The 21,184-nt window shown below is 61.5% G+C and carries 21 protein-coding genes; 6 read left to right on the top strand and 15 right to left on the bottom strand.

Going from position 1 to position 21,184, the window contains the following annotated elements:
- Window positions 1-12: 12 nt before the first annotated feature.
- From ACTQ4R_RS02190 to moaA, 8 genes are all read right to left on the bottom strand, one after another.
- Window positions 13-510, bottom strand: coding sequence for a MogA/MoaB family molybdenum cofactor biosynthesis protein (locus tag ACTQ4R_RS02190; protein WP_441625994.1), 498 nt, complete (start codon window positions 508-510; stop codon window positions 13-15).
- On the bottom strand, window positions 479-1,567 hold the full coding sequence (locus ACTQ4R_RS02185) for a sulfate/molybdate ABC transporter ATP-binding protein (RefSeq protein ID WP_441625401.1): 1,089 nt from the start codon (window positions 1,565-1,567) through the stop codon (window positions 479-481). The genes ACTQ4R_RS02190 and ACTQ4R_RS02185 overlap by 32 nt, the downstream gene beginning before the upstream one ends.
- Entirely contained in the window at window positions 1,564-2,241 is a 678-nt protein-coding gene (gene modB / locus ACTQ4R_RS02180; protein ID WP_441625399.1) for a molybdate ABC transporter permease subunit, read from the bottom strand. The genes ACTQ4R_RS02185 and modB overlap by 4 nt, the downstream gene beginning before the upstream one ends.
- Window positions 2,242-2,312: 71 nt before the next feature.
- Window positions 2,313-3,179 carry a molybdate ABC transporter substrate-binding protein gene (gene modA, locus ACTQ4R_RS02175; RefSeq protein WP_441625397.1) on the bottom strand — a complete coding sequence of 289 codons (867 nt, stop codon included), beginning with the start codon at window positions 3,177-3,179 and terminating at the stop codon, window positions 2,313-2,315.
- A gap of 130 nt (window positions 3,180-3,309) precedes the next feature.
- Complete coding sequence (locus ACTQ4R_RS02170) at window positions 3,310-4,329, bottom strand: molybdopterin-binding protein (RefSeq protein ID WP_441625395.1); 1,020 nt, start codon at window positions 4,327-4,329, stop codon at window positions 3,310-3,312.
- A complete protein-coding gene (locus tag ACTQ4R_RS02165; RefSeq protein WP_441625393.1) occupies window positions 4,326-4,769 on the bottom strand; it encodes an MOSC domain-containing protein in 444 nt (147 codons plus the stop codon). The genes ACTQ4R_RS02170 and ACTQ4R_RS02165 overlap by 4 nt, the downstream gene beginning before the upstream one ends.
- A 2-nt stretch (window positions 4,770-4,771) precedes the next feature.
- A complete protein-coding gene (moaC, locus tag ACTQ4R_RS02160) occupies window positions 4,772-5,251 on the bottom strand; it encodes a cyclic pyranopterin monophosphate synthase MoaC (protein WP_441625391.1) in 480 nt (159 codons plus the stop codon).
- 2 nt (window positions 5,252-5,253) lie between these two features.
- Window positions 5,254-6,225, bottom strand: coding sequence for a GTP 3',8-cyclase MoaA (moaA, locus tag ACTQ4R_RS02155; protein WP_441625389.1), 972 nt, complete (start codon window positions 6,223-6,225; stop codon window positions 5,254-5,256).
- A gap of 140 nt (window positions 6,226-6,365) precedes the next feature.
- Between moaA and yqeC the strand changes: the two genes are divergently transcribed.
- Genes yqeC through selD form a run of 3 tightly spaced genes read left to right on the top strand, consistent with a single transcriptional unit; the run spans window position 6,366 to window position 8,882 of the window.
- Window positions 6,366-7,070, top strand: coding sequence for a selenium cofactor biosynthesis protein YqeC (gene yqeC / locus ACTQ4R_RS02150; protein WP_441625387.1), 705 nt, complete (start codon window positions 6,366-6,368; stop codon window positions 7,068-7,070).
- Window positions 7,058-7,855, top strand: coding sequence for a selenium-dependent molybdenum cofactor biosynthesis protein YqeB (gene yqeB / locus ACTQ4R_RS02145; protein WP_441625385.1), 798 nt, complete (start codon window positions 7,058-7,060; stop codon window positions 7,853-7,855). The genes yqeC and yqeB overlap by 13 nt, the downstream gene beginning before the upstream one ends.
- Window positions 7,845-8,882: a selenide, water dikinase SelD gene (gene selD, locus ACTQ4R_RS02140; RefSeq protein WP_441625383.1), complete on the top strand. Its 1,038-nt coding sequence runs from the start codon at window positions 7,845-7,847 to the stop codon at window positions 8,880-8,882. Before yqeB ends, selD begins: the two co-directional genes overlap by 11 nt.
- Window positions 8,883-8,922: 40 nt before the next feature.
- Here the strand turns inward: selD and ACTQ4R_RS02135 are convergent, their stop codons facing one another.
- Window positions 8,923-9,840, bottom strand: coding sequence for a ketopantoate reductase family protein (locus tag ACTQ4R_RS02135; protein WP_441625381.1), 918 nt, complete (start codon window positions 9,838-9,840; stop codon window positions 8,923-8,925).
- A 65-nt stretch (window positions 9,841-9,905) separates the two neighbouring features.
- Window positions 9,906-10,793, bottom strand: coding sequence for a hypothetical protein (locus ACTQ4R_RS02130; RefSeq protein ID WP_441625380.1), 888 nt, complete (start codon window positions 10,791-10,793; stop codon window positions 9,906-9,908).
- Window positions 10,794-11,014: 221 nt separating this feature from the next.
- On the opposite strand from ACTQ4R_RS02130, the gene ACTQ4R_RS02125 reads away from it, so the two are divergent.
- Both ACTQ4R_RS02125 and ACTQ4R_RS02120 read left to right on the top strand, forming a co-directional pair.
- The gene (locus ACTQ4R_RS02125; RefSeq protein ID WP_441625378.1) at window positions 11,015-12,835 is read left to right on the top strand and encodes an FtsW/RodA/SpoVE family cell cycle protein; all 1,821 of its coding nucleotides are present in this window, start codon (window positions 11,015-11,017) and stop codon (window positions 12,833-12,835) included.
- Complete coding sequence (locus ACTQ4R_RS02120) at window positions 12,822-14,189, top strand: penicillin-binding transpeptidase domain-containing protein (protein ID WP_441625376.1); 1,368 nt, start codon at window positions 12,822-12,824, stop codon at window positions 14,187-14,189. The genes ACTQ4R_RS02125 and ACTQ4R_RS02120 overlap by 14 nt, the downstream gene beginning before the upstream one ends.
- A gap of 38 nt (window positions 14,190-14,227) precedes the next feature.
- On the opposite strand, the gene ACTQ4R_RS02115 is transcribed toward ACTQ4R_RS02120, so the two are convergent.
- The 4 genes from ACTQ4R_RS02115 to ACTQ4R_RS02100 all read right to left on the bottom strand — a co-directional run bounded on the left by ACTQ4R_RS02115 (window position 14,228) and on the right by ACTQ4R_RS02100 (window position 18,389).
- Window positions 14,228-15,607: an MATE family efflux transporter gene (locus tag ACTQ4R_RS02115; protein WP_441625374.1), complete on the bottom strand. Its 1,380-nt coding sequence runs from the start codon at window positions 15,605-15,607 to the stop codon at window positions 14,228-14,230.
- 168 nt (window positions 15,608-15,775) lie between these two features.
- Window positions 15,776-16,633 (bottom strand): MetQ/NlpA family ABC transporter substrate-binding protein, encoded by an 858-nt coding sequence (locus ACTQ4R_RS02110; RefSeq protein WP_441625372.1) that lies wholly within the window; start codon window positions 16,631-16,633, stop codon window positions 15,776-15,778.
- 39 nt (window positions 16,634-16,672) lie between these two features.
- Window positions 16,673-17,356, bottom strand: a complete 684-nt coding sequence (locus ACTQ4R_RS02105; RefSeq protein ID WP_441625370.1) for a methionine ABC transporter permease — start codon at window positions 17,354-17,356, stop codon at window positions 16,673-16,675.
- A complete protein-coding gene (locus tag ACTQ4R_RS02100) occupies window positions 17,349-18,389 on the bottom strand; it encodes a methionine ABC transporter ATP-binding protein (protein WP_441625992.1) in 1,041 nt (346 codons plus the stop codon). The genes ACTQ4R_RS02105 and ACTQ4R_RS02100 overlap by 8 nt, the downstream gene beginning before the upstream one ends.
- Window positions 18,390-18,966: 577 nt before the next feature.
- On the opposite strand from ACTQ4R_RS02100, the gene ACTQ4R_RS02095 reads away from it, so the two are divergent.
- Window positions 18,967-19,779 carry a DUF368 domain-containing protein gene (locus tag ACTQ4R_RS02095; protein ID WP_441625368.1) on the top strand — a complete coding sequence of 271 codons (813 nt, stop codon included), beginning with the start codon at window positions 18,967-18,969 and terminating at the stop codon, window positions 19,777-19,779.
- A 43-nt stretch (window positions 19,780-19,822) separates the two neighbouring features.
- Here the strand turns inward: ACTQ4R_RS02095 and ACTQ4R_RS02090 are convergent, their stop codons facing one another.
- Window positions 19,823-21,103 carry a methionine gamma-lyase family protein gene (locus ACTQ4R_RS02090; protein WP_441625366.1) on the bottom strand — a complete coding sequence of 427 codons (1,281 nt, stop codon included), beginning with the start codon at window positions 21,101-21,103 and terminating at the stop codon, window positions 19,823-19,825.
- Window positions 21,104-21,184: the final 81 nt, after the last annotated feature.

Here is a 21,184-nt window from a genome sequence, read left to right as displayed (position 1 = left end):
ATGGTTGGCGCTTCAGCCCGGAAGCTTTGCGCAGTCAGCTCGCCGGCCCGACAGCATTTCCAGCCCGTGGCGCAGCGCCGGCAGCACGGCCTCCAGGTTTTCCCGGGCGGCTTTGGGAGAACCGGGCAGATTGATGATGAGAGTCCCGCCCCGGATGCCCGCCTGGGCCCGGGACAGCATGGCCCGGTTGGTCACCTGCATGGAGGCGTAGCGCATAGCCTCCGGGATGCCTGGCGTCAGCCGCTGGCACACCGCCAGAGTAGCCTCCGGCGTCACGTCCCGGGGGGCGAAGCCGGTGCCGCCGGTGGTCACCAGCAGCTGTGCCACCTGGCGGTCGGCGGTGTCCTTTAAAAAGGCTTCAATCTGGGGCTGTACATCCGGCACAATGGCGGTGCATACCACCTGGTAGCCGGCCTCTTCCAGAAGCTGCGCCACCAGGGGACCGGCTGTGTCGGGGCGCTCACCGGCAAAACTGCGGTCACTGACCGTCAGCACAGCGGCGTGATACATCATCGCTACCTCCTCGTTTCAGTAAAAGCAGGTCATTTGGCGCCACGGACACCGTGCAGCCGGCCTTGTTAGGCAAAGCGGCCCAGGCATCCTTGTCCAGTTCCATCCGCAAAAGGGGCGCTTCCGGGCTGGCACCGGCGGGCCGCAGCAGCACAATGACCGCGAACACATCGTCAATGACCCGCTCCACTGTGCAGAAAAACGCGTTTTCCGTACCGGGAAGGGCGGGATGGACACGGTGGGAACGGATGCCCACCGTGGTGGTATCTTCCGGCACCGGACAGCCGCAGGTCAGGGTGATGCCCCATGCCGGAAGGGTGACGAAGGTGCCGGAGGGAACGGCGGCAGCATAGTTTTTGCAGCCGGAGAGCCGGGCTGCAGCCTCCGTACCGGGGGCGTGGAACAGCTGCTCCATGGTCATCACCGGCTCTGTTCGGCCCCGGTCAATGACGCATACCCGCCGGCAGCTCCGCCAGGCCTCGCCCCGGTCATGGGTGACCCAAACCACCGGGCCGGGAAAGCGGGACAGGGTATCCTGCAGCTCCAGCTCCAGCTGGTACTTCAAATAGCTGTCCATGGCCGACAAGGGCTCATCCAGCAAAATGGCCTTTGGGCTGGACGCCAGAATACGGGCCAGGGCGCAGCGCTGCTGCTGGCCGCCGGACAGCTGCCGGGGACGCAGGGCAGCCGCCTCTTCCAGCCGGAATCGCCGCAGCAGGTCCGCTGTGACGGCCAGGGCATTTTGCCGGTCCCGGACCGCGGCGGCGATGTTCTGGGCCGCCGTCATGTTGGGGAACAGAGCGTACTGCTGGAACAGATACCCGACATTCCGCCTTTGCGGCGGCAGGTCGATGCGGGCGGCACTGTCAAACAGCGTTTCCCCGTCCAGACGGATCACACCCTCGTCCGGCCGCAGGATGCCGGCGATACAGCGGAGCGTGATGCTCTTCCCGCTGCCGGAGGCGCCCAGCAGGGCCAGCGCTTCTTCCTCCGCTTGAAACTGAGCTTCCAGCTGAAAATCTCCCAGCTGCTTGCGAATATCCACGGAAAGGGTCATTGGTGCCTGCCTCCTTTCTGCCGTTGGCGGGTCTCCAGCAGGTTGACGGTCAGGAGAAACACCGTTGAGATGGCGATGTTCACCAGCACCCATTTCAAAGCGCCAGTGTCATCGTTGGTGCGCCAGAGCTGGTAGACGGTGGTGGAGATGGTGGCGGTGCGGCCGGGGGTGTATCCGGCGATCATGGAGGTGGCGCCGTATTCACCCAGGGCCCGGGCAAAGGCCAATACGGTGCCCGCCAGGATGCCCTGGCGGCAGACGGGCATCTGCACCCGCCAGAATACCCACGTGTTGGACCGCCCCAGGGTCCGTCCGGCATCCGCCAGGGTTTGGTCAAAGCTTTCAAAAGCACCCCGGGCGGTGCGGTACATGAGGGGAAAGGCCACCACAACGGTGGCGAAAATAGCGGACCACCAGGTCATGACCAGCTTGACGCCAAAAACAGCCTGCACCCAGGCTCCCAGGGGCCGCTTTGGCCCCAGCAGGCACAAAAGCAGCCAGCCCACCACCGTGGGGGGCAGCACCAGCGGCAGCGTCAACACCACGTCCAGGATGCCCTTTGCCAGCCGTGGAAGCTTTGCGATGTAGTAGGCGGCGAAAATGCCCAGGAAAAATACCACCACCGTGGAAATGGCGGCGATGCGCAGAGAGTTATAAAGGGGATACCAGTCCATGGAAGATCACCTGCCTGGGCGGAAATTTGGGAAAAGCTGTGCCTGCTTTCAGAAACGGGACGGCTCCCCGGTCAGACCAGGGGAGAGAAGCCGACAGCTTCAAAGCATGCCAGGGCTTCGCCGGTGCAGAGGAAGTCCAGAAACGCCTGGCCGGCTTCCGGAGCTTCACCGCAGCTCAGCACGGTGGCGGGATAGATGACCTGGCCGCACATCTCGGCAGTGGCCTCGTCCACAACGGTGAGGCCGGCGGAGAAGGCGTCGGTGCCGTAGATGATGCCGCAGTCCACCGCGCCCTCGCTGACCTGGGTGGTGACCTCCTTCACGTTGGAGCCGTAGGTGAGCTTGCTGGCGGCTGCTGCTTCATCAATGCCATAGTAATCAAAAATTTTCAGCGTATACTGTCCCACGGGCACGTCGCTGTTGCCCATAGCCAGCATGACATCGCCGTTTTTCAGCAGCTCCGCCAGCTGGTCGAAACTCTCAATCCCGGCGGGATTTCCCACGGGAACCGACAAAGTGACCTTGTTTTCCAGCAGGTTCAGACGGGAGCCCTCCACGATGTAATCCAAACCGTTGGGATTCTTCTCGGCGTTATCCTTCAAGGAGCCGTCCAGGGCGTTCATCTGCTTGGGAGCGGCGGAGATAAAAACATCGCAGACAGCGCCTTCCTGGATCTGCTTGAGCAGGGTCCCGGAGGAATCATAAGTGGTCACCACGGTGACATTGGGATTCGCGGCTTCGTAGAGCTGGATGGCCGCGTCCAGGGACTCCTGCATGGAGGCGGCTGCAAACACACTGATCTCAGCGGTTTCGAGGGCTTCCGCCGGGGCTTTTTCTTCGGCTTCGGCAGGCTGGGAGGCAGTCTCATTCTTGGCACCGCAGGCGCTCAGCGCCAGCACCAGGCTTAGGGACAGCAGCAAGGACAAATACTTTTTCATGGGATTCATCCTTTCTTATGATACAAGATTTATCAGGGCTCCGCAAGGAGCAGATAACGTGATACTCAAACAAGGTTAACGATGCTTAAAAAGCTGTGCCGGGATCTCCGGCGCGCTTTTTTGAACATGCTCAGCGCCCAAAGGGGCAGTTGGGCCAGTGGCAGGGCTTGCAGCCCAGGCACAGTCCGCCCTCGCCCATGGCGGCAAAGTCCGCCCGGGTCATCTCCACCCCAGCGGCGATGCGGGGCAGGGCCAGGTCAAAGATGGTGGCACCGGCGTACATGACACAGCCGGGCAGGCCGCACACCGTGGTGCCGTCGTCATAATATCCCAGCAGGAACATAGCACCGGGCAGGACGGGAGCGCCGTAGGTGACGATGCGGGCGCCGCTTTGCTTGATACCGCCGGGAGTGTTGTCGTCCGGGTCCACGCTCATGCCGCCGGTGCAGAGGATGACTTCCGCTCCGGTCTTCCGCATGTCCGCGATGGCGGCGGCCACGTTTTCCACGCCATCGCCGGAATAGGTGACGGCAAGGGTCTCCATGCCGTAAGACGCCAGCTTGTCCCGCACCACCGGGGTGAAGGTGTCCTGGATGAGACCCTTTTTCACCTCGCTGCCGGTGGCCACGATGGCGGCGGTTTTTTTGATGTAAGGCAGCAGCTCCAGCAGGGGGGCCTCTCCGGCGGCCTGCTCGGCAGAGCGCAGCTTCTCCTCCTCAATAATGAGGGGGATGACCCGGGTGCCTGCCAGCTTGTCGCCCTGTTTCACGGCGGTATTGCCGTGGCGGGTGGCGATCATGACGTCCGGGACGGAGTTGACGGCGATCAGTCTTTCGCTGTTTACCCGAAAAAAGCCGTCGCAGGCGGCGGTCAGCTCGATCTTGCCCTCGCTGGCCTCGCTGCGAAGCATGTGATCGCCCCGGCACAGGGTGCATAGCCGCTCCGCCGCGTCGTTTTCGTGGACCATTCCCGACCTCATCTCCCAGACGTACAGGTGCTCCTTGCCCATGGAGAGCAGCACGGGGATGTCCTCGGCAGTCACCACATGGCCCTTGCGGAACCGGGGACCTTTGAACTGGCCCCGGATGATCTGGGTCATGTCGTGGCAGAGCACGTGGCCAACGGCCTCCTCAGTTTTTACCAGCTTCATTTGGATACCTCCAAGATCTTGATCTCATCGCCGGGCCGGATAATGCCCTCCCGGACCACTACGGCGAAGATGCCCTCCGTGGGCATGACGCATTTTCCAACGGCTCTTTTGATGGCGCAGTCGCTGTGGCACTCCTTGCCGATCTGGGTCACTTCCACCTCGGCTTCACCAATACACAAATGTGTCCCCACCGGCAGGTGCTTGAGGTCGATACCCGTGGTATTGATGTTTTCGGCGAATACGCCGGCATCCAGCGGGATGGGACAGGCGGCGCGCATGGTGTCCACGCTTTCCTCCGCCAGGAGGCTGACCTGGCGGTGCCAGTCACCGGCATGGGCGTCGCCCACGATGCCGTGGCGCAGCTTCAGCGTGACCTGCGGAACAGGGTGCTTTTGCTCTCCCTTCCGCGCACTGATGTTGACGGATACAATGTTTGCCATGGTCATTCCTCCGCAAGATAGTTGCCGCTTTTGCCGCCGGATTTTTCCAGCAGGCGGATGTCGGTGATGCGCATATCCTTCTGGACGGCTTTGCACATATCGTAAATAGTCAGAGCGGCCACGGATACGGCGGCCAGGGCCTCCATTTCCACCCCGGTGACGCCGGTGCAGGTGACGGTGGCCCGGATCTCCACCATACAGGGCTCATCGGACAGGGAAAAGGTGATATCGATACCGGTGAGAGGCAGGGGATGGCACATGGGAATGAGCTCCCAATTGTGCTTGGCCGCCTGGATACCAGCCACCTGGGCCACTGCCAGCACGTCGCCCTTTTTCATGGTGCCGGCCTTGATGCGCGCCAGAGTATCCGGCAGCATGTGGACACAGCCGGCCGCTGTGGCGGTGCGGCGGGTGACAGCTTTGTCTGTCACATCCACCATCCGGGCGCGGCCTTGTTCGTTGAAGTGGGTCAATTCCGCCATGGTTATCCTCCGATCTGGTTCATGGTGCGGGGGGTGTCGCTGGGACGGGAATCCAGGTGGTGCCGTCTGGGCTTTTGCAGAATGCCCCGGCGGATGGCAGCCTCCAGCGCATCTCCGTGGAGGCCCCGCAGGGGAAGCTCCTCCGCTGAGTGGAGACAGCCCTTCAGCCTGCCGTCCGCTGTCACCCGAATGCGGCGGCACTGGCCGCAGAAGTCATGGCTCATGGGAGAGATGAGGCCCACGGTGCCTGCGGCACCCGGCAGACGGTAGCGGCGGGCCACGCCCTGGGACTCGATTTCCTGTAAAGTGGGATGCCTTTCCAGCACGGTTTCGGCTGCAAGAAAACAGCTCTTTTCCCAAGCGGCGCAGGGCCCCATCGGCATGAGCTCAATGAACCGCACCTCCCAGGGGTGTTCCCGCGTCAAGTTTAAAAAGTCACCGATTTCATCGTCATTGAATCCGCCGATCAAGACGGTGTCCAGCTTCAAATGGGAAAAACCCGCCTCTTCGGCGGCGGAAATCCCTGCCGACACATCCTCCAGCCGCCCCAGACGGGTCATGGCGGCAAAGCGCTCCGGCCGCAGGGTGTCCAGGCTGATGTTCAGCCGGTCCACACCCGCCTCCCGCAGCGGACGCGCCATCTGAGGAAGAAGGGCGCCGTTGGTGGTGAGACACAGCTCTTCCAAGGCAGGGATTGCCCGGAGGAGGCGGCAAAGCTCCAGAAGTCCCCGGCGGACCAGGGGCTCCCCGCCTGTTAAGCGAATCTTCTTTACACCGCATTGAACCGCCGCTGATCCGATCTCTGCCAGCTCTTCAATGGACAGCATCTCCCGGTGGTCCCGTTTGGCAATGCCTTCAGGGCTCATGCAGTAGCGGCAGCGGTAATTGCAGAGGTCTGTCACTGACAGGCGCAGATAATCGATCGTGCGGCCGCAGCCATCCGTCATGACAGACGCCTCCTTCGTGATACTCAATTGAGATAAACGACAGTATCATGATACCATTTTCCAAGGAAAAGTCAATAGCGGAAAGGCTGACCTTTCAGAGCGCGTCCCTTGACGGTTGCTGCGGCAGATGTTATTCTATGAAAAGAAGAACGAAAGGGGGGGCGGCGATGACACTTGCACGGCTGTTGGACATCCGTCCCGGCGTCACCGCCGTTATCGGAAGCGGTGGGAAGACCACTCTGCTGCGGATGCTGGGTGAAGAGCTGTCGGAGGCGGGAGGCCGGGTGCTGCTGTGCACCACCACAAAGATACTTCCTTTCCCGGGCTTGCCCTGTGCCTGTGACCGGGCGGAGCTGGACGACTTGGCGGCCAGCCGGCTGCTGTGTGCCGGAATGCCCTTGGAAAACGGCAAGCTGACAGTGCCGGAGATCCCCATGGCGGAGCTGGCGGCCCGGTTCGACTATGTGCTGGTGGAGGCGGACGGTTCCGCCCGCCTGCCCTTAAAGGCCCACGCTTCCCATGAGCCGGTCATTCCGCCGGAGGCCAACCAGACCATCTGCTTGGTGGGGGTATCCGGCTTTGGAAAACCCATTCGGGAGGCGGCGCACCGGCCGGAGCGGTTCGCCGCCCTGGCGGGTGTGGAGGTCAAGGATAATGCCACACCGGAAAATACCGCCCGGGTGCTGCTGGCGGAGGCGCTGGCAGACCGCTGCCTGTTCAACCAGGCGGATACGCCGGAACGGTGGGAGTGGGCCCGCCGGTGCGGGGAGTGCCTGCCTTGGCCCTGGGCAGGGGCGTCACTGAAAAACGGCGCTTATTTTGATGGATGCGCCCATAAGGGCGGAGGGGGAGAAACGATATGTTGGTTGTGATTCGCGGCGCGGGGGACCTGGCCTCCGGCATTGCCCTGCGGCTGTGGCGGTCCCATATCAAAGTGGTCATGACAGATGTGGAGCGGCCTACCGCTATCCGGCGGACCGTCTGCTTTTCCCAGGCGATCGTCCACGGAGAGGCCGCGGTGGAGGGTGTGACCGCCCGGCGTGCCGCTTCCCCGGCGGAGGCGCTGGCTCTGCTGCGGGAGGATGTGATCCCGGTGCTGGCGGACCCGGAGGGAAGCTGCATTCCGATGCTGCGGCCGGATGCCGTGGTGGACGCCATTCTGGCCAAGCGGAACCTGGGCACAAAAATCACCGACGCGCCGGTGGTCATCGGCGTGGGACCCGGCTTCACGGCGGGGGAGGACTGCCACGCTGTGGTGGAGACCATGCGGGGCCACTACCTGGGCCGTGTCATCCGAAAAGGCGCCGCCATTCCCAATACCGGCATCCCTGGCCTCATCGGCGGCTTCGCCGGGGAGCGGGTGCTGCGGGCTCCGGCGGACGGCGTGTTCCATCAGCTGCTGGACATCGGCGCCCAGGTGAAAATGGGCGACATTGCCGCCACGGTGGACGGCCAGCCTATGGTTTGCACCCTGAACGGTGTGCTCCGGGGCATCCTGGCGGAGGGAACGCCGGTCCATAAAGGGATGAAAGCGGGGGATATTGACCCCCGGTGCGCTGTGGAGCACTGCTCCTGCGCCAGCGACAAGGCTCTGGCGGTAGGCGGCGGCGTGCTGGAGGCGATCTTGGATTTGACGGGAGCACTGTATGGAAAATGAAGTAAAGCTGACGAAGCTGGCCAAATGCGCAGGCTGCGGCGCCAAGGTGGGGGCCGGCGTGCTGGCCCAGCTGCTGGAGGGCATCCGGGTCCATGAGGACCCAAACCTCCTGGTGGGTTTTGACAAAAGCGACGACGCCTCGGTATACAAGGTCTCCGACGACCTGGCACTGGTGCAGACGGTGGACTTTTTCCCTCCCATTGCGGATGACCCATACCTCTTCGGTCAAATTGCGGCCACCAACGCCCTCAGCGATGTGTACGCCATGGGCGGGGAGCCGAAGCTGTGCCTAAACATCATGGCCATTCCGGAATCCATGCCCAAGGAGGCGGTGCACCAGCTGCTGCGGGGCGGCTACGACAAGGTGTACGAGGCGGGGGCCCTCATTACCGGCGGCCACAGCATTCTGGATGACGAGCCCAAATACGGCCTGGCGGTGACAGGCTTCGTCCATCCGGACAGGGTGCTGACCAATGCCGGGGCCCGCCCGGGAGACGTGCTGCTGCTGACAAAGCCCCTGGGTATCGGCGTGCTGACCACCGCCGCCAAGGCGGATATGGCGTCGCAGGAGGCCATTGCCCTGGCGGAGCGGCTGATGACCACCCTCAATAAGTCCGCCCGGGACGCCATGGTGAATTACCGTGTCCACGCCTGCACGGATGTGACGGGCTTCGGCCTGCTGGGTCACGCCTGTGAGATGGCCCAGGGCAGCGGCGTGGAGCTGGAGCTCCATGTAGGGGATATCGACTTGATCCCGGAGGCGGTGGAGCTGGCCCGCATGGGTATCCTGCCAGCCGGCATGTACCGCAACCGTGCCTTTGCGGAGGGAGAGGTGGATGCCGGGAACACGGAGCTGTGCCGCCAGGACCTGCTGTACGACCCACAGACGGCCGGCGGCCTTTTGATGGCGGTGGACCCGGCGGACGCGGAGGCACTGTTGGCGGAGCTGCGCCGGTGCGTCCCCAGCGCCCAGCGCATCGGCAGCGTGGGCGAATACCGGGGCGGCAAGCGCATATTCTTGAAATAACGAAAGCCCTCGCGGCATTTGCCGCGAGGGCTTTCGTGCTTTAATATTGGCGCTCCATTTCCATCACTTTTTCATACAGCCAGTCGTTCACCGGCGTGGGGATACCGTGTTTGGCGCCCAGGCGGCGGATGGTGCCGGCAAACAGGTCCACCTCGCTTTTCCGGTGGGCCTTGCCGTCCTGGCGCATGGAGGGTTCCCCCTGGTCGGGAAAGCCGTCGATGAGCTCCACCCAGCCCTGGATGTCCGCCTGCGTCAGATGGATGCCCTCGGCGTTGGCAACGGCCATGACCTCTTCCATGGCGCCCACCATGGTATCGTGGGCGGGCTGGCCGGTCTTGAGGCCGCCGTAGCCGCACTGAAACACCATGGCCGCCTGGTTGCAGCCGGTGTTCACCAGCAGCTTGCTCCACATGTGTCGGAGAATATCCTCCGGCAGCACATAGGGAAAGCGGATGCTGTCCATCAACCGGAGCAGAGCCTCCAGCCGGCTGCGGTCCATGCCGGCGGGAACACCCAGAGCCAGCTCGCCGAAGGGGGAGATGACGGCGTGGTTGCCCTCCTTCACGGCGGACATCTTCTGGGCCACGCACCACACGAGCTTTTCCCGGCCAAAAGCTTGGGCCAGCACCTCTTCGCTGGTGATGCCGTTGAGAACGGAAATAATGGTGGTGTCCGGTCCCACCAGATGGCGGCAGGTGGAGATGGCGCCCTCCAGTCCGCTGAACTTCACGGCAAACAGCAAAAGGTCCACCGGCTCTGCAATGGCGGCAGCGTCCGTATAGTTGAAGCCGCATAGCTGGCCGTTGAGGTACACACCGTCCCGCTTGTAGCGGGCGATGCGTTCTCCGTCCGCCAGGACCAGCACACGGTCCTGGCCCAGGCCCTGGGTGAACGAGTGACTGTACAGCACTCCCAACGCGCCCAGGCCGATGATACCCACGGTTTTGATGTCTTTCATGATAAAGGTCCTCCAAATATGCGATGAGGCGGCGGAAGATTTTCTTCCGCCGCCATTGACGTTTATTATGCGATGCGGGCCAGCCACTTCAAGTCGTAGGGCTCGAACACCACATGCTCATAGGCGTCCACATCCAGCAGCACGCCGGTCCAGTCGGAGTGGATATCGCCGTTTTGCTTGATGAGGATATCGTAAAGAATGTCGTAGGTGACGCCGTCCTTGGGATCGGTCTCCACGATGGTGGAGTAGGGCAGGGTCTTGTGGTAGGTCAGCTCCATACCCTTGTAGTCAAAGTGGAAGCCGCAGCGCATCCGGCAGCCGTCCAGGCCGGTGTACTTTGCCACCTGCTTCAAATCGTGGAGGATCTTGTCATCCTCCTCGTCATACAGGTTTTCCGGGGTGGTGGCGGTGTAGTCGAAGCGGAACTGGATGGAGGCGCCGGGGATCTTCAAAAACCGCTCCATGTAAGGCACCAGGCCCTCGGCGGGATAGTTCTTGTACAGTACGCAGTTCACCCGGAAGGGCACCGGCAGCCGGGCCAGCAGGCCGTCGTTGGACTCCACCACGTATTTCTGCATGTGGCGGGAGACATTGATGCAGGTGATCTTGTGCTTGTTGCGCTCAGCAAAAGCCAAAATGTCCTCCTCGGACTGGTGCTCGGACACAGGAAGGGTGGTGTTGATGTACACCTTGTGGGTGGTGGGGATCTGGTCCAGCATGATCTGCAGCTTTTCAATGTCCGCGAAGGGCTCGCCGCCGGTGAAAACGAAGTCGCAGTTCGGTGTGATTGCGTCCATGCGCCGGATGCTCTGGCAGATCTTCTCCAGAGAGAAGCCCGTCAAGTCCGCGTATTCCCCTTTGTTAATGCAGAAGGGGCAGTGATTCTTGCAGTCGTAGGGGACGAAGATCGTCACTGTGGCGCCGCCTTCCCGGGTCTTGTAGGGATGTTTCATGTTGATCGGCCTTTCAGAAAAAATAATAAAAGGGTCAAAACGGCGTAAAACCGTTTTAAAAGCTCATGGTCGATTAACTATTGTAATGGATTTTTGTTGACAGGTCAAGAGTAAATCGGAAATTCCGGCGGTTCCGCCGCCAAAATTCGCCGGGACTGTACATCGGCGGCGAATGATGATATAATACACTCTAATTTTGAACATGAAAGGAGGCGGACGGGTTGGAACAGCTTTCCGCGTGGCTGCGCGCACCCCTAAACGCGCTGACGGCGTTTCTGTCGAAGTATCCCCTGACAGGGGAGTGGTATATGGCCTTTGTCCGCTTTTTATTTCCGGTATTGGCCTTTTTTGTCCTGTACCGGGCCATCCGGTCTTTGATGCGCATTCCCCACACGCCGGAGATCTGGGGCCAGCTGAGCCTGCCCAACGGCGCGCCCATTCTGCTGACCCACTGGGAAAATATTATCGGCCGCAGCGCCGCATCGGATGTGCGGCTGAACTATCCCAGCATCTCCCGCCAGCACGCGGCATTGTGCCGGGGCGAGGATGAGCAGTGGACTATTTATGACCTGGGCTCCAAAGGCGGCACCGCTGTGAATGGAGAAGCCGTGGAAGGGTCCGCGCCGGTGAAGCTGGGGGACACCATCACCCTGGGGGGCGTGCCCCTGCTGTTCCTTCCCCAGACGGTGGCGGAGCGGGAGGAGCTGGACGAAAAGCGCCGGGCGGAGCGTCCCGCCGCTATCTGGCCTTCCTTTTTGTGGCTGACGCTGTTCCAGGTGCTGGCCTGTTTGCAGCTGATCGCCGCCACGGGGGCGGAGGTCTCCGTGCAGGTGCCCCTCTCTTTCCTGGGTCTGACGGCGGCCATGTGGCTGTATTTCGCGGTGCTGCGGTGCACCCGCTGCGTGGGCTTTGAGCTGGAGACCATCGCCTTTTTCCTCTCCACGCTGTCTTTGGCGGTGACGGCCTCCAGCGCGCCGGAGAGCCTGCCAAAGCAGTTTTTGGCCATTTTGCTGGGACTGGGACTCTTTATAGTGCTGGGGCTTTTCCTGCGGGACCTGGACCGGGTGAAAAAGATCCGCTGGCTCATGGCGGCGGGGGCCATCGGCCTTTTGGGCATCACTCTGGTGCTGGGCCAGGCCAAGTACGGCGCCGTTAACTGGATCAGCATCGGCGGCCTTTCCTTCCAGCCCTCGGAGATCGCAAAAATTTGCTATATTTTTGCCGGCTCCGCCACGCTGGAGCGGCTGTTCCGCAAGCGGAACCTGACGCTGTTCATCGTACTCACCGGCGTGTGTATCGGCTTACTTGGCCTCATGAGCGACTTCGGCACAGCGGCCATCTTCTTTATTACCTTTCTGGTCATCGCCTATCTCCGCTCCGGAGACTTTGCCACCTTGGGCCTTATCTGCGGCGGCGCGGTGTTCGGCGCCGGCATTATTATCAAATTCAAACCCTATATTTTAAGCCGCTTTGCCTCCTGGGGCCACGCCTGGGAGGCTGCCTCCACCACCGGCTACCAGCAGACACGCACCATGTCCGCCGCCGCCTCCGGAGGCCTCATCGGCATGGGCGCAGGCAACGGCTGGCTCCATAGGATCCCCGCGGCGGACACGGACCTGGTGTTCGGCATGCTGTGCGAAGAGTGGGGACTGCTCATCGCTTTGCTGGCGGTGTGGTCCATCATTACCCTGGCGCTGTTCGCGGTCCGTGCGGCACGGGCGGGGCGCTCCAGCTTTTACACCATCGCCGCCTGCGCGGCGGGGTCGCTGCTGGTGTTTCAGACCTGCTTGAACGTGTTTGGCTCCGTGGACTTGCTGCCCCTCACCGGCGTCACGTTCCCCTTTGTGTCCAACGGCGGCTCCGCCATGATGTCCGCCTGGGGGCTTTTAGCCTTTTTGAAGGCCACGGACACCCGGGAAAATGCCAGCTTTGCCATCCGGTGGGGGCCCCAGCGGCAGCTGACGGAGGAGGCCCGCCGCCGGACGGAGCCTGTGGAGCAGACGCTCTTTGACAGGGAGGAGGCGGACTATGAAGAAGATTGAACGGCGCATGCTCATTTGCCGTGTTCTGGCACTGCTGCTGGCTGTGGGCATGGGTGTGTTTTTGGTGAAATACGCTCTCCGCGGTGGAAGCTGGGCCTCTTCGGCCTTTAACCGCCACCTCTATAACAGCGACGGCCAGCTGGCCAGCGGCACGGTCCTGGACCGGGACGGTGATGTGCTGTCCACTGTAAAGGACGGCAAGCGTGTGTATTATGACAACGCCACCGTCCGCAAAGCGACCCTTCACGCGGTGGGAGACCTCCAGGGCAACATCGGCACCGGAGCCTTGAACGCCTTTGCCGATAAGCTGACGGGTTACAGCCTCTTAAACGGCGCCTTTGGGGCGGAGCAAGGCGGGGAGCTGTATCTAACCATTGACGCCCGGTATCATTATGAGGCGTATCAAGCTCTCAACGGCCATGCCGGCACCGTGGCGGTATACAATTATAAGACCGGCGAAATTTTATGCATGGTCTCCGCCCCCAGCTATGACCCGCTGAACGTCCCCGGTGACATCGAGACCAGCAGCCGCTGGGAGGGAGCGTATCTCAACCGTTTTCTCTCCTCCACCTTCACGCCGGGGTCCGTGTTTAAGACCGTGACGCTGGCGGCGGCTATCGAGAACATTCCTGACCTGGCGGAGCGTACCTGGGACTGCCAGGGCTCCGTCCAGGTGGGGGGCGACACCATCGTCTGCTCCGGCACCCATGGCCAGCAGCACATCGGCGATGCCTTTGCCAACAGCTGCAACGTGGCCTTTGCCCAGTTGGCAGCGGAGCTGGGAGCGGATACCCTGGCAAAATATACGGAAAAGGCGGGCTTGACGGACAGCTATTCCGTCAGCGGACTGCCCACAGCCAAGGGCTCCTTTAACTGGGACGGCATTGCGGAAAATCAGTTGGGCTGGGCTGGTGTGGGCCAGTTCCACGACCAGGTGAATCCCTGCGGCCTCATGGTGTATATGGGCGCCATCGCCAACGGCGGCCGGGCGGCGGAGCCCTACCTTATTAAAAAGACCGTCTCCGCCCTGGGCATCCCGTCCCTGCCGCACTTGACCAATCAGACCGTCCGGCTGCTGTCCGCCTCCACGGCGGAAGCACTGTCGGACATGATGGCAGACAACGTGGAAAAGACTTACGGCACCAAACGCTTTCCCAATATGGACATCTGCGCCAAATCCGGTACGGCGGAGGTTGGGGAGGGCAAAACGCCCCACGCGTGGTTTGCCGGCTTCCTGCGGAATGAGGAGACGCCCTACGCCTTTGTGGTCCTGGTGGAAAACGGCGGCGGCGGAAGCTCTGTGGCCGGCACGGTGGCCGGCAGGGTGCTGGACATTATGGTAAATGGATATTGAAAAAACCGCTGTGTACCTTTAGTACACAGCGGTTTCTATTAAGATGCTTCCGGCATCATGCGGCGCTTTAGGTGGCGCATGGCGAAGAAGATGCATATAAAGTGGGCGGCGCCCGTAATAATCCAGGAGATGGGATAGGACCAGTAGACGGTCTCGATGGTATGGAAGGCAGGGATTTGAAAAATGGTGGCGATCCACACCAGCCGCAGTCCGCAGGCACCTACCAGCGTCACGATCATGGGCAGCACGGAATAGCCGATGCCCCGCAGGGTGCCCACGGCCACGTCCATGATGCCGCAGATGGCGTAGGGCAGGCACACGATGTACAGCCGCTGCATGGCGCAGTCGATAACGGCGGGGGAGTGGGTGTACAGCCGCAGGAGCCGGGGACCGAAGAACACGGTGCTGCAGCCCATGAGGAGGCCCACCACGATGACGCAGCACTGGGCCAGCGCCAGCACCCGCCAGATACGGCGGTAGTTGCCGGCCCCCAGGTTTTGACTGGTAAAGGAGACATTGGCTTGGTGGAAGGCGTTCATTGCCACGTACACAAAGTTCTCCACGCTGGAGGCGGCGGAGCCGCCGGCCACCACAGTCTCGCCGAAGGTGTTGATGGAGCTTTGAATGACCACGTTGGAAAGAGAGAACAAAATGCCTTGAAAGCCCGCGGGCAGACCCACCCGCAGGATCTGGCGGAGCTTTGCGGGGTGGAGCTTCAGAAGCCGCGGCTCCAGACGGATGGCACCGCTCTCTTTCATGAGACAGCGGACCACCAAAAAGGCGGAGATGCACTGGGAGATAACGGTGGCCAGGGCCACACCGGCCACATCCAGCTTCCAGACGATGACAAACAGCAGGTTCAAAGCCACGTTGATGACACCGGCGGCTGACAGGTAATATAGAGGCCTGCGGGTATCGCCCACTGCCCGCAGCAGCGCGGCGCCGAAGTTATAGAGCATGGTGGCGGTCATGCCCAGAAAATAAATGCGCAGGTACAGGACGGAGAGCTTCAAAACCTCCGGCGGCGACTGCATCCAGGTGAGGATCTGCCTGGCGCCAGCCACGCCCACCGCCGTCAGCAGTACGCCGCTGAGAACGCTCAGCAGCATGGAGGTGTGAACGGTCTTGCTGAGCTCCTCGTCCTCCCGGGCGCCGAAGTGTCTGGCGGCCAGAATGTTGGCGCCAATGGACAGGCCCAGAAACAGATTGGTCAACAGGTTGATAAGAGCGGTGGTGGAGCCCACAGCGGCCAGGGAGTTATCTCCGGCAAAGCGGCCCACCACAATGACATCCGCCGCGTTGAACAGCAGCTGCAGCATACTGGAGCACATAAGCGGAATGGCGAAGCGCAGCATTTTGGGTAGGATAGGACCGCTGCACATATCGATGGAATAGCGTTTTACCTGGCTCTGCGCCATAGAAGCAAGCCCCCCATTGGACCTGGATTCGCCCGAAACCGGGCGGCGGTTCCTATTCTAGCACGGCTTTCCCGGAAATACCACCGGAATCTGCAAATTTTGCTCACAGGGGTAGAAAGCCGACAGGCGGAGAGAATTCTCCGCCTGCCGGCTGATGAAAAGAGAGGATCAGAATGCGGGGACCACGGCACCGCCGTAGGTCTCATTGATAAAGTCGCGAACGGCGTCGGACTGCAGGGCGTCTACCAGGGCCAGGATGGCGGGATTGTTCTCATTGCCTTCCTTCACAGCCACGATGTTCACGTAGGGGGAGTCAGCGTCCTCAATGGCCAGGGCGTCCTCGGTGGGGTTGAAGCCGGCCTCCAAGGCGTAGTTGACGTTGATGACGGACAGGTCCACTTCATCCACGGCGTTGGGGATCATGGCGGCCTCCAGCTCCTTGAAGGTCAAGTTCTTGGGATTCTCCACGATGTCGTTGGGCGTGGCCTCCAGGTTAGAGCTGTCGGCCAGCTTGATGAGGCCCTGGGCCTCCAGCAGCAGCAGGGCACGGCCCTCGTTGGTGGGGTCGTTGGGAATGGCGATCTCGGCACCGTTAGGCAGCTCTTCCAGAGAGGCGGTCTTGCCGGCGTAAACGCCCATGGGCTCGATGTGGATGCCTCCAACGCTCACAAGATGGGTGCCTTCCTTCTCGTTGAAGCTCTCCAGATAGGGGATGTGCTGGAAGTAGTTGGCATCCTCCTCGCCCTCTTCCACGGCGGTGTTGGGCACCACGTAGTCGCCGTACTCATGGATCTGCAGGTCGATGCCCTGCTGGGCCAGCACATCCACCACCTGCTCCAGGATCTCGGCGTGGGGGGTAGCGGAGGCCGCCACGTTCAGCACGACGGGCTCAGAGGTCTCAGCGGGGGTTTCGGCGGGAGTCTCAGCGGGGGCCTCAGCGGGGGCCTCTTCCTTCTTGGCGCCGCAGGCGGCCAGAGACAGGCTCAAGGTCAAAGCCAGAGCCAGGGACAAAAACTTCTTGTTCATTGTTGTTTCCTCCAGTTTCTTTTATTGAAATGTAGTGGTTTATTTCAAACGCTTGTCAATGCGGTTCGACACGCGGCTGAAAACGGATTGTATGACCTGCACCAAAACGATCAGCAGCACCGCCGCCACCCACATTTTGGCGGGCTCCCGGCGCTGGTAGCCGTAGCGGATGGCCAGGTCGCCCAGGCCGCCGGCACCAATGGCGCCGGCGATGGCGGTGTAGGCCAAAATGGTGATGATGGAGATGGACCCACCCAGGATCAAGGAGGGCAGGGCCTCCGGCAGGTAGACCTTCCAGACGATCTGGAACGTGGACGCGCCCATGGATTGGGCTGCTTCCACCACGCCGGCATCCACTTCGCTGAGGGAGGTCTCCACCATGCGGGCGATGAAAGGCGCGGCGGAGATGACCAATGGCGGAATAGCGCCCAGAACGCCGATCTTCGTGCCCACCAGCAGCTTGGTGAAGGGCATGACGCACACCATCAAAATGATGAAGGGAAGGGAGCGGCCCACGTTGATGACCCATCCCACGCAGCGGTTCAGCGTCTGGTGTGGACAGATGCCGTGGTCCCCGGTGAGCACCAGCAGCACCCCCAGGGGCAGGCCCAGTAGGTAGGCGAACACAGTGGATACAACGGTCATCACCAAGGTGTCCCGCGTGCCGGTCAGCAGCAGGGGACTGAAGTAGTCCCAGAATTCGGCGGTAAACAGTTCACCCATGATATTCCACCTCCTCTGCGGTAACATTGGGTTGCGAGCGGATGTAGCTGAGGGCCTTGGCGGCCTCATTGGGGTCCTCCGGCAGGCTCAGAAGCATGGTGCCGAAGGCGTGGCCGTTGATGTTGCGGGTGTCGGCGCCGAGAATGTTCACCTTCACGCCGCAGTCGATGGCGAGAGACGCGATGAGAGGCTGATATACGGTGCCGCCGTTAAAGGAGATGCGCACGGCCCGGCTGCTGGCGGGGACCTGCTCCACCCGGACGCCGCCGGGATAGACCAGGCGCCGGGCGGCGTCGGTGGAGGGATTGGAGAAAATGTCCTGCACGCTGCCCTGCTCCGCCACCACGCCGCCGTCCAGAATGGCCACACGGGAGCAGATCTCCTCGATGACGCTCATCTGGTGGGTGATGACCACCACGGTCACACCCAGCTTTTCATTCAGGTCCTTTAAAAGGGACAGAATGGAAACGGTGGTGGTAGGGTCCAGGGCGGAGGTGGCCTCGTCGCAAAGCAGGACCTTGGGGTCTGTCGCCAGGGCGCGGGCAATGGCGACCCGCTGCTTCTGACCGCCGGAGAGCTGGGCGGGATAGGCGTCAGCCTTGTCCCCCAGGCCCACCAGCTCCAAAAGCTCGACGGCCCGCTTTCGGGCCTGGGCGCCAGGGATGCCGGCCAGCTCCATGGGAAAGCACACGTTTTTCAGACAGGTGCGCTGCATGAGCAAGTTGAAGCTCTGGAAGATCATGGTGACCTCCCGCCGGGCCAGCCGCAGGTCCTTTTCACTGACTGTGACCAGCTTTTCCGCGTCTCCGTCCGGCTCCATCCAGGCTAACCGCTGGCCGTTTACGGTGATGCTACCGGAAGTAGGCCGCTCCAGCAGGTTCATGCACCGGACCAGGGTGGATTTGCCGGCGCCGGACAGGCCGATGATGCCGAAGATCTCGCCCTGCCGGATATCCAGGCTGATGTCCTCCAGAGCGTGGACAGCGCTGGGGCCGGTGCCGAAGGTCTTTGTCAGATGCTCGATTTGAATAATGGAGTCGTTCACGGTTGTAAAGCTCCCTTTCTGTGGATTTCAACAAAAAAACGTCCTTGATGCATTGCATCAAGGACGTACGTAATACAATTACGCCGTGGTACCACCTTGCTTCGCACGCTCCCTCGCGGAAGCGGCCTTATAGAGTGCCAACACACCCCTGCGCTGTGACGTGCGCTCACGTCGTGACCTATGCGTTCCGCGGTCGGCCACGCAACTCCGAGACCATGTTCGGCAGGCCCTTCCGTACCTCTTTCCACCACCCGAGGCTCTCTGTGACGTATCTTCCTGCGTACTCTTCTCTTCATCGTCTTTGCGGTATTCACTTTTGCTATCTGTCACGTAGTTTACACGCTATCAATTTTTTTGTCAACAGAGAAAAGCGACTATGAAATAAGTAAGAAAAGAAAAAGAATTGTACACGCTGCACAAACAAGCATAGTAAGTCGCTGGGAAATCAAAAATTTTCGACCTTTTCCAAAGTATCGGATTGAAAGTGAAGGGCAAAACTGCTACCATGGAGAAAATATGTGAGGAGGGACCGTTACTGAAGCCGCGCAGAGATCAAAATTTCATCATGCATTGGCTGCGGAATCTGCTGTGCGGCCTTCTGATCGGAGCGGGCGCCATTTTGCCGGGAGTGTCCGGCGGTGTTTTGGCAGTGGTGTTTGACATTTACCGTCCCTTTATGGAGATATTGACCCATCCCCGGCGGGCCATTCCTCAATACTGGCGGTGGTTTTTGCCCCTGGCCCTTGGCTGGTGCGTGGGGTTTCTGGGACTTGCCAAAGGCATTTCCGCCTGCCTGGAGTGGTCTGAGGCAGCTACCACCTGGCTGTTCATCGGCCTCATTGTGGGCACGGTGCCAGCCCTGTTCCGGGAAGCGGGAAAAGAGGGGAGGAGCCCCGCCGCCTGGGGAAGCCTGGCAGTGTGTGCCGCCGGCGTGTTCGCGGGCCTTTTTTATGTGGGCCGCATTGCGGAGGTGACTGTGGCACCTAATTTTTGGTGGTACAATTTCTGCGGTGTGCTGTGGGGCATGGGCATCGTGATTCCCGGCATGACGACCTCCTCGGTGATGATGGCCCTGGGACTTTACCAGCCTATGCTGGAGGGCTTGGCACACCTGGACCTGCTGGTGCTGTCCGCGTGTCTTCCGGGACTGGCGCTGTCCGTTGCGCTGCTGGCCCGGGGAGTCAGTTGGTTTTTCCGCCGACATTACGCCGTGGCCTTCCACGGCATAATGGGCATGGTGCTGGCCTCCACGGCGGCCATTGTTCCCACGTCTTATCTAGGTGTGGGCGAGGTGGTACTGTCCGTCCTGTGCTGCGCCGGCGGCTTCGCACTGGCATTCTTCCTGGAGCGCCTGGACCGTCGAGGCAAGAAGGCTTGAGCAACAGGAAACCGCAGGAGCCGGCAGGCTCCTGCGGTTTGATTTACAGCTTGACGATGCCGGCCTCCACCAACTTTTGCAGGCTCATGAGGATACCCAGCTTCGCGTGATACCAGGTGAGGCCGCCCTGGAAGTAGACAGCGTAGGGCTCCCGGATGGGGCCGTCGGCAGAGAGCTCGATGGAGCTGCCCTGGACGAAGGCGCCCGCAGCCATGATGACATCGGAGTCGTAGCCGGGCATGGCCCAGGGCTCCGGGGTCACGTAGCTGTCCACCGGCGCGGCGGCCTGGATGCCCTTGCAGAAGGCCACCATGGCCTCCCGGCTGCCCAGGGTCACCGCCTGGATGATGTCGTGACGGCTCTCCGTGGCATCGGGGACACAGGCGAAGCCCAGCTTTTCGTAGACATTGGCGGCGAAAATGGCGCCCTTCAGTGCGCCGGCCACCACCGTGGGAGACAGGAACAGTCCCTGGTAGAAGGCGGGCATCAGTCCCAGGTTGGCGCCTACCTCCTGGCCAAGGCCGGGAGCGGAAAGGCGGTAGGCGCACCGCTCCACGCACTCCTTCGTGCCGCAGATGTAGCCGCCGATGGGAGCCAATCCGCCGCCGGGATTTTTGATGAGGCTGCCCACCACCATGTCGGCGCCCAGGTCGGAGGGCTCGATGCGCTCCACGAATTCGCCGTAGCAGTTGTCCACCATGACCTTTACGTCCGGCTTCACAGACTTGCAGAAAGCGATGAGCTCTCCGATCTGGTCCACGGAGAAGCTGGGACGGGTGGCGTAGCCCTTGGAGCGCTGGATGGTGATGAGCTTGGTACGCTCGTTGATGGCGGCACGGATGGCGTCGTAGTCAAAGCTGCCGTCGGCCTTCAGGTCTGCCTGGGCATAGGTGACGCCGTATTCCTTCAAGGAGCACTTGCTCTCCCGGATGCCGATGACCTCCTCCAGCGTGTCGTAGGGGGCGCCCACGGGGGAGAGCAGCTCATCTCCCGGCAGCAGGTTGGCGGAGAGGGCCACCGTCAGCGCGTGGGTGCCGCAGGTGATCTGGGGCCGCACCAGGGCGGCCTCCGTGTGGAACACGTCGGCGTATACCCGCTCCAGATTATCCCGGCCCTCGTCGTCGTAGCCGTAGCCGGTGGTAGCGGCGAAGTGGGTGGCGTTCACCCGGTTTTTCTGCATGGCGAAGAGGACCTTGCTCTGGTTGTACTCCGCCGTCTGGTCGATCTCATCGAAACGCTGCCGCAGGTCCCGCAAAACGGTCTCACCGTATTCATACACAGCCCGGCTGACGCCCAGCTGTTCATACATGTTTTCAATTTTCATTGGTAAACCCTCTTTTTCCGGTATTTTTCACACAAAATGGAATTATAGCAGGAGCGGCGGGAAATAGCAAGGGGGAAGTCT

This window comes from Dysosmobacter sp. Sow4_B12, from assembly GCF_052116665.1.
Lineage (GTDB): Bacteria > Bacillota > Clostridia > Oscillospirales > Oscillospiraceae > Oscillibacter.
The sequence above is the reverse complement of the archived record's forward strand: the minus strand, read 5'-3'. Positions and strand labels throughout refer to the sequence as shown.